This is a genomic window from Companilactobacillus furfuricola, from assembly GCF_003946325.1.
GTDB classification, from domain to species: Bacteria; Bacillota; Bacilli; order Lactobacillales; family Lactobacillaceae; genus Companilactobacillus; species Companilactobacillus furfuricola.
Genome location: NZ_RHNT01000075.1, coordinates 1 through 8417, shown reverse-complemented (window position 1 = coordinate 8417; position 8417 = coordinate 1). Strand labels below are relative to the sequence as shown.

At 39.0% G+C, this 8417-nt stretch carries 8 protein-coding genes and 1 pseudogene; 4 read left to right on the top strand and 5 right to left on the bottom strand.

Going from position 1 to position 8417, the window contains the following annotated elements:
* Positions 1-79 precede the first annotated feature (79 nt).
* The 4 genes from EKM78_RS13345 to thrC form a co-directional block, all read right to left on the bottom strand.
* On the bottom strand, positions 80-205 hold the full coding sequence (locus EKM78_RS13345; protein ID WP_281273633.1) for a hypothetical protein: 126 nt from the start codon (positions 203-205) through the stop codon (positions 80-82).
* Between the two features lie 146 nt (positions 206-351).
* Positions 352-786 carry an ACT domain-containing protein gene (locus EKM78_RS12020; protein WP_125772531.1) on the bottom strand — a complete coding sequence of 145 codons (435 nt, stop codon included), beginning with the start codon at positions 784-786 and terminating at the stop codon, positions 352-354.
* 1 nt (position 787) lies between these two features.
* Positions 788-1669 (bottom strand): homoserine kinase, encoded by an 882-nt coding sequence (gene thrB, locus EKM78_RS12015; RefSeq protein WP_125772529.1) that lies wholly within the window; start codon positions 1667-1669, stop codon positions 788-790.
* The gene (gene thrC, locus EKM78_RS12010) at positions 1656-3146 is read right to left on the bottom strand and encodes a threonine synthase (RefSeq protein ID WP_125772527.1); all 1491 of its coding nucleotides are present in this window, start codon (positions 3144-3146) and stop codon (positions 1656-1658) included. Before thrC ends, thrB begins: the two co-directional genes overlap by 14 nt.
* A 108-nt stretch (positions 3147-3254) precedes the next feature.
* Between thrC and EKM78_RS12005 the strand changes: the two genes are divergently transcribed.
* Both EKM78_RS12005 and EKM78_RS12000 read left to right on the top strand, forming a co-directional pair.
* On the top strand, positions 3255-4463 hold the full coding sequence (locus EKM78_RS12005) for a homoserine dehydrogenase (protein WP_125772525.1): 1209 nt from the start codon (positions 3255-3257) through the stop codon (positions 4461-4463).
* A pseudogene (locus EKM78_RS12000) lies at positions 4463-5783 on the top strand (aspartate kinase). Before EKM78_RS12005 ends, EKM78_RS12000 begins: the two are co-directional and overlap by 1 nt.
* Before the next feature lie 1169 nt (positions 5784-6952).
* On the opposite strand, the gene EKM78_RS11995 reads toward EKM78_RS12000, so the two are convergent.
* Positions 6953-7198 carry an SLAP domain-containing protein gene (locus EKM78_RS11995; protein ID WP_125772521.1) on the bottom strand — a complete coding sequence of 82 codons (246 nt, stop codon included), beginning with the start codon at positions 7196-7198 and terminating at the stop codon, positions 6953-6955.
* A gap of 140 nt (positions 7199-7338) precedes the next feature.
* Between EKM78_RS11995 and EKM78_RS11990 the strand changes: the two genes are divergently transcribed.
* Positions 7339-8058 (top strand): NAD(P)H-dependent oxidoreductase, encoded by a 720-nt coding sequence (locus EKM78_RS11990; protein ID WP_245995079.1) that lies wholly within the window; start codon positions 7339-7341, stop codon positions 8056-8058.
* Positions 8051-8230, top strand: coding sequence for a hypothetical protein (locus tag EKM78_RS11985; RefSeq protein WP_211334375.1), 180 nt, complete (start codon positions 8051-8053; stop codon positions 8228-8230). The genes EKM78_RS11990 and EKM78_RS11985 overlap by 8 nt, the downstream gene beginning before the upstream one ends.
* The last annotated feature ends 187 nt before the right edge of the window (positions 8231-8417 follow it).

The window sequence follows — 8417 nt, the reverse complement described above, 5'->3', positions numbered from 1 at the left end:
CTAGTCTTTTTGGAATCAACAGGCAACCTAGATCTTGATGAATTTCTTGATGGCTAACCAAAGTACAACAAGAACCGATTTATCGCTTAGAATAAGACTCGTATTTGAGACCTGCGAAGTGGGCTTCTTCGGAGGGCTCAAATCGAGTCGGCAGCGTTCCAGTGGCTGTATCCCCGGGCCCCGGAGTCGGCATTGAACGTACCAACCCAAATACTACCTCCACACCCCAACACCAAACAAACTAACAGACTTCCAGCAAAGAAAAACGCCTCTGTCTGCCATAGCTCTCTTACATCTATACAACAAAAAAAGGCGCCGCTCTCATCCGAAAGCAAACGCCAAACAAAAACACTACTCAATCGATATCAACTGCACATTACTGATCCCATCAAAATCCGTCAACTGCCCAAGCAAATCATCAATAGTCCCAGACAAATTACTAATATCAAAAGACAAAACCACACTAGCCAAATCATGAATAGGAATATTCTGATTAATAGTCAAAACACTAGCATTAGCATCAGAAAGGATCATCAAAACCTTAGACAACAACCCTTGCTCATGCTCCAACATCATAGAAACCAAAGCCTTACGGGTAGTCCGATTCTCATCAGGTAAAAAAACCAGGTCCTTATACTTATAGTAAGTACCACGGCTGATCCCAACCTGCTTAACAGCATCACTAACTTGATGAGTCTTGCCGCTTTCAATCAACTTACGAGCCTTGATCACCTTGTCAAATGACTCAGGCAAAATTGATCCGTCAACAATGTAGTATTTCTCCAATTTAAATTACCTCGCTCATTACTCCATTAGTATCAACATTAACATGATTGACTTCCCAATTAGGGAAGTCTTTTTTTACGTTTGAAACAATTTGTTCGGCAGACTCAGGATTATCAACGATAGCCATCATCGTTGAACCACTGCCACTAATATACATTGTACCATTAGCTTGCTGACAAATATCTTTGGCTTTTTGATAATCAGGGATCAACTTGCATCGATAAGGTTCATGCATCTTATCGATAATGCTAGCCGTGATCAGATCAAGGTCGCCTAATTCCATAGCTTTTGACAGAGCCACAGCATGGCCGACTTGATAAATCGCTTCTTGATAAGACATCTCTGTCGGCAAGATCTCACGTGCTTTGTCGGTGCTTACTTGATAGTCGGGGATCAACGTCACAAATTCTAATCGCTCATTGACGTTAAAATGGACTGTCTGCACGTCATTACTTTCATCAATAAAGGAAACGCCGAGTTTTCCGTAAATCGCCGGAGAAACATTATCGGGATGTCCTTCCATTTCTGTAGCCAATTCTAGCAATTCACTACGATCCATTGGAGAATCGAACCAAACGTTAGCACCAGCAAGACCGGCAACGATACAAAAAGCTGAACTACCCAAACCTCGAGCCACAGGGATATTGTTCTCGATAGTTATTTTGACATGAGGAACTGGTTTATTTAAATGTTCGCAAGCTTTTACAAAAGCTTGATAGACCAAATTATCGCGCGTTTGAAATTGCTTTGGGCAACCTGTGATCTCAAGTTCTTCTGATGATTTGTCGAATTCGACTGAAGAATAAAGCGAAACGGCTAAGCCCATACAATCAAAACTGACGCCAATGTTCGCACTAGTTGCTGGGACTTTAATTCTTATCATAAAACTCTTCCTCAACTTTCGACTTCACGTATTCTGTCATTTGATCTTTATCAATAACATCTTGATGAAGGGTAGGTAAGTTCCAAACATTAGCTAAATTTTCAGGGATCTTGATATCAGTAACGCGGTTGATTTTTTGCATCACATCAAAGTCGTCATTTGGAACAGCGTCGAGTATCGATTCTGCAACTACACGGACGAACTTGTAAGGACTAGCTGTGCTCAAAAGAACATTAGGTGTCTTATCGCCAGTCTTTTCGTAGTCGCGCATAACTTTGTAACCAACGGCTGTGTGCGGGTCCATCAAATAATATTCATCTTGATAAACTTGCTTGATCGATTGTCTGATCTCTTTATCGTCTGAAGAACCAAAATAGAAGTCCTCTTTAATGCTAGCTAGAACTTCAGAAGAAACTTGGTAACGACCAGTTGTTTCCAGCTGATGCATCAGCTTTTTAACGTAGTCAGTATCCTCACCGCTCTTATAATAGAGTAGTCTTTCAAAATTACTTGAGATCTGAATGTCCATGCTAGGGGCAACTGTTTGGAAAAATGGTAAGTTACGGTCATAAACGCCTGATTCAAAAAATTTTGTTAACACATCATTTTCATTGCTGGCTACGATAAATTTATTAACAGGTAGTCCCATTTGTTTAGCATAATAGCCGGCTAAGACATCACCGAAATTACCTGTCGGAACGGTGAAATTAACTTTGTCGCCTAATTTGATCGATTTCTTATTAACTAGTTGTATATATGAAGCAAAGTAATATACGACTTGTGGGATCAAGCGACCAATGTTGATCGAGTTGGCACTTGAAAGACTGATTTTAGGGCCTAATTCTTTTTCTAATGCTTTATCATTGAATATCTTTTTAACGTTGCTTTGTGCGTCGTCAAAATTTCCCCTAATAGCAGTGATTTCCGTATTACTACCATTTGTTGTTTCCATTTGTAGTTGTTGGATCTTGCTGACGCCATTGTGAGGGTAAAATACTGTGATCCCCATATTTGCGAGATTTTTGAAACCTTCTAAGGCAGCTTTACCTGTGTCGCCACTAGTTGCTGTCAAGATCATAACTTTATTATCTTTTTCTAGAACGTGTTTCATTAATTGAGGAAGCATTTGGAGACCGACGTCTTTAAAAGCACTAGTTGGTCCGTGAAATAGCTCTAACACGAAAAAATTATCTACATCAACAACGGGAGTTATATCGGTGGTATCAAAACTACTATTATAAGCATTGTTAATACTATCTTCGATCTCTTCTTTGGAGAAGTCTGGTAGTAGTTTTTCTAATACAATGGCAGCAATTTGCTGGTAGTTGAGATCTTGTAATGAATCCAAGTCGATCTTTAATTGTGCCAGTTCAGGATAGACGAATAATCCGCCATCATCAGCAAAGCCTTTTTTAATGGCATTTTTGGCTGAGATTTGTATATCTTTATCTCTTGTACTTATGTAGTTTTTGTTCATATTTTATAACTCCTTGCATTTCGAATGTCTATATGGTAACCTGTTTTTAATTCAAAAACAAGTGTTTATGAATCGTGAACACCAATTAATTAACAGGAGGTTAAACCTATGAAAATCGCAATATTAGGATTTGGTACAGTTGTAAAAGGCGTATATGAAATAGTAAAGAAGGCGAATGTTCAAACCCAAAACCTCTCTGTTAGTCATATTTTCATTAGAAAAAACAAAAAACGTATTTTGCCAGAAATGACAGATGACATCGATGAGATTTTGGAAGATAAACAAACAGATGTAGTAGTTGAAGCACTCGGTGGCATTGAACCGGCCCATGAATTTATTTTGAAAGCATTAAAGCAAGGCAAACATGTCATCACAGCTAATAAAGCCGTGATCGCTCTATACTTGAAAGAATTCACAGACGCTGCAAGGGAAAATAACGTTAAGTTTTACTTCGAAGCTTCCGTTGGTGGAGGTATCCCTTGGATCCAAGGACTTGAAAAAGCTCTTCGGATCGACAGCGTCAATTCTATTTCCGGGATCTTTAATGGAACAAGTAACTTCATTTTGGATCAAATGAGTAAAAATGGCGAGTCTTTCGAAGAAGTTTTACAAAAAGCTCAAGAGTTAGGATATGCCGAGGCTGATCCTAGTGCTGATATCGATGGTATCGATGTTGCAAACAAACTTTGCATTAGTGCAGATATTGCTTATAACATCAATATTCAAGATCGTAAGAATTTACCCGTTTTTGGTATTAGAAACATCACTGCTAAAGATGTCGACTTTTTCGATAAAAATGGTTATTCAGTTAAATTGATCGGACGGACTCATCAAAAAGGCAATCAATTCGACTACGTGGTTGAACCAACACTTTTTGTGAAACACACATTAGAAGCTAACACACCCGACAATTACAACTTGATCTCACTCAATGGAGATACGATCGGTAAATTAGACTTCTTTGGACAAGGTGCCGGTATGTTCCCAACTGCCAATGCGGTCGTTCAAGATCTCTTGGATATTAAAGAAGAAAAAGATCATTTGAAACGTAACTTTGAAAGTAAAATGGAATACAATCCTGAATTAACAAGCGCTGATTATTTAGTTCGATCAGCTGCAAACATTGCTTCATTATTTAAAGATTATGCACCAACTCAAAAAGATAATTATATCGTTGTCCATAATATCCCAGTCGGAAAAATGCACGAGATCATGGACTTGATCCTAAAAGTCGACGAATCAGCATTTATGGTAAGCCTGCCCAGTAATAGCAAACTTGCTCACAAAAAAATCTCAAAACAGGAGGCCGTCGCATAATGAAAGTAGCAAAATTTGGCGGTAGTTCTGTTGCCGATGCCAATCAATTTAGAAAAGTTAAGAATATTATTGAAAGTGATCCACAGCGCCAAGTGGTAGTCGTTAGTGCAGCTGGTAAAAGTGAAGCTGAACCAGTTAAAGTAACAGACATGTTGATCAAGTTGGAAAAAGCTCTCAAAGCTGGTACAGACTTCCAACGATTGTTCGATCACGTGAGTGATCGGATCCTAAAAATCAGAAATGATTTGAAACTTGATGTAAATATCGAAGCTGACTTAGCTGTGATTAAAGCTAACCTTAATAATTGTTCACATGACTATTTAGTATCTCGTGGTGAATTTTTGACAGGTAAGTTAATGGCTGCCTATTTGAATTTTAAGTTCGTTGATCCAAAAGACGTCATGATCTTTAAAGGTGATGAATTCGATTATCAAGCATCATCACAGCGTCTTGCAAGAATTTACGCAGAAAATGACCACTTGCTCGTTCCTGGTTTTTACGGAGCTGACGTTTCAGGAAATATTCACTTGATGCCTCGTGGTGGTAGTGATATTTCTGGTTCGATCTTAGCAAGTTTACTTGATGCTGATCTGTATGAGAATTGGACAGACGTCTCAGGTATTTTGATGGCGGATCCAAGGATCGTGGATCATTCTAAGAAAATCGATGTTTTGACATACGATGAACTTCAAGAATTATCATATATGGGAGTTCCAGGAAGAAGCCGTTCGACCTGTTCGTGAGAAGAAGATACCTACTAAAATTTTGAATACTAATCATCCTGAGGAAGGCGGTACTTTAGTCGTTGATTCCGAACATGAGATGATCAGTGATCAGATTATTACTGGTATTGCTGGTAAGAAAAATTATACTGTTATTACAATTAAAAAATATCAATTGAATAAGCATATCGAAGTTTTACAAAATGTTTTGGCTGTTTTGCAGAAGTTCCACGTTGCTATTAATTATGTTCCTTCTGGTAGCGATGCTTTTAGTTTTTTGTTCCATGGTGCTGATGTTAAGGTTCACTTGGATGCTATTTTGCTACAGCTTCGTAACTCTTGTGGATTAGACGATGTTGAGGTTAATCAGGATATTGCTTTGGTGGCTGCGGTTTCGTTGCAGTTGAGTAAGCGTCCTGCTATTGCTGGGAAGATCTTGGATTATTTGGACAATAGTTTGATTAATGTTCGTTTGGTGATTCAGGAGGGTAGCGATATGAAGGTGGTCTTTGGTGTTGCTAATGCTGATTATGAGAAGACTGTGGCTAAGATTTATCGCGAGGCTATGTTTCGCCATTACAAGAAGATCCCTGCTTGATGATGCTGGCTCTGGACGTGTTTGATGTTCAGAGCTTTTTTGTGTATAGATGTGAGAGAGCTATGGCGGACAGAGGCGTTTTATTTTGAGGGATTAGTGTTAGTTTGTTTGGTGGTTGGGTGTGGAGGTAGTATTTTGCGCGTCCTATTTCTCACATGTCTATCTCAGACTTTATCTATTCTGGTGGGGAGTAGGAGCTTCCTTTTCTTGTTTGGATATATTCTCTTTCTAGATTACTGACTCTTTTCTCGGTTCGCGGGACTTTGCTCCGCTCATTTTTCTTCCTGACTTACATTGCGGTTGTTGCCTTCGTTGTTTTGTTGGTTGGATAAGATTTGATATTCATTTCCTTCTATTACTTTCGCTTCTTGCTCGCGTGCTCGTTCCTCGCACTCTTGCCTTGTTCTAATATATTTTTTCTTGTCTCTTTATTCGCTTCTTGCTCGCGTGCTCGTTCCTCGTACTCTTGCCTTGTTCTAATATATTTTTCTTGTCTCTTTATTCGCTTCTTGCTCGTGTGCTCGTTCCTCGCACTCTTGCCTTGTTCTAATATATTTTTTCTTGTCTCTTTATTCACTTCTTGCTCGCGTGTTCGTTCCTTGCACTCTCGCATTTGTAAGGGTAATTTTTTTTGTATAAAAATAGCGCATCTTTTTTTGATGCGCTGATGTTTTCTCTTATAGATCTGGGTAGAATGCTTTTAGTCTTGTGTATAATCCGCTTGGATCTTCTCCGGCGTAATTTGAGATTGCGTATTCTGTGGTTAGTAGTTCGTTTGGTATTGTGTTTAGGACGTTTTGGTTGATGTTGTTATTTTGGACTAATAAGTAGCGGATCTGTAAGGGTTCTTCTCCTTGATAGTTTCTGGCTGGGTTGAAGTTTGGTATGCTGTCTACTTTTTCTGGTGTGCCACTTACTTCTACTAAGCCACTTACTACGTATCCGTTGGTTGATACTTGATAGTAGGTTATTCCTAGGCTGTTTTTGATTACTTTGCCTACTTTATAGGCTGTTTGTCCGTTGATCCAACCTTGGACTTTGCCGGTGTTGCCGTTGAATACTGGTACTTGTTGATATTTTGTTGTGACGGTTACGTTGTTGTTGCTTGTATTGGTTGTTGGTACGTTGGTGTTGGCTTTTTTGAATGAGACGTCGCTTGCTTTTACGTACTAATTTGTTGAAACTTGATAATAGGTGACATTGTTGATGACGCTGGTTTTGCCGATTATCCAGTCAGTATTGGCAGCTAATGCGCGATTGTTTATTAGTTCACCTTTGCTGTTGAAGAGGTGCGTTTGGGATATGTCTCCTCTGGTTGTTACTACTGAGGCTGCCGAAGCGTTGCTGGTACTTAATAGTAGTGCTGAAGAGGCAACGATTGCAGTTGATAGTAAAAATGTGATTGCTTTTTTCATTTTTAAATCCCCCATATTGAATGACTTTATCTTTAGTGTAATGATTATTTAAATCGCTTACAATATAAATGGTTATAATAATTCATAAAAAAGTTGTATTCATCATATCTTGTGATTTTTTGGTATTCTAGACTTAATAATTGAGTGAAGGTGATTTTATCAAAACTTTAGTTGTAGTTTCTCATCCTGATATTAGTAATTCTCAAACGGAATCTTTTTTAAAAAAAGGTTCTGAGCAAGTGGATGTTATTTGGCATCACGTGGAGTCTTTGAAGGGAATCGATGTTGATTTTGAAAGAAAGTTGCTGGCATCGTGTCAACGGATCGTTTTTCAATTTCCTTTATATTGGTATTCTGCTCTCGCGGGTTTGAAGGATTGGATCGACAAGGTGTTTAGTCGTAATTACGTTTATGGCGATGGGCAGTATCATTTAGCAGATAAGGAATTTGGTCTTGTTGTAACTACTGGGTTGGCTAAGAAAGATTTTCAAATCGGTGGGATCGAATCGATGACCATGGATCAACTGATGGCGCCTTATCGTGCTTTTGCTGCTCGTGCTCATATGAAAATTTTGCCATTATTTTTGGTTGATCAATTTTGGTATAAGACTGAACATCAGCAACAACAACTTTTGATCGATTATCAGCGTTATTTGAATCAGGATTTTCCTGATTCGTTGGTTAATCGTCAAGCTTGGTTTAAAGAGCGTTTAGAGGAATTTGTTGCTGGGTTGGGCGAGAGTGATAAGCATGTTGGTGGTTTGATCTTGGATACTTTTGTGCAACAGATGGATGAACTTGATCAGTTGGGAGATACTTTGAAGATGATCAAGGATGGAGAGGATGATGGTCTTGAGTAAAGAAAATATTTGGTTGATCGAGCAAGTTAAGGCTTTGGCTAAAGATCAGACTCAGTATGAAGATCGGGCTTTTTTGCTGGCTTTGCAGACGGTTATTAAGGAACAGCAGAAGCGTAGTGAACAGATCCAGAGCGAGTTGGATGGAAGACTTTGGGACCATACTAATTGGTAATGATTTAAGCGATTTGTTAATAGTGTAAAAGAGCTATGGCAGACAGAAGCGTTTTATCTTGCTGGAGTTTGATAGTTTGTTTGGTTGTTGGAGTGGGTGGTAGTAGTATGGTTGCTACGTTCAATGCCGACTCCGGGGCCCGGGGATACAGCCACTGGAACGCTGCCGACGTCGATTTGAGCTCCTC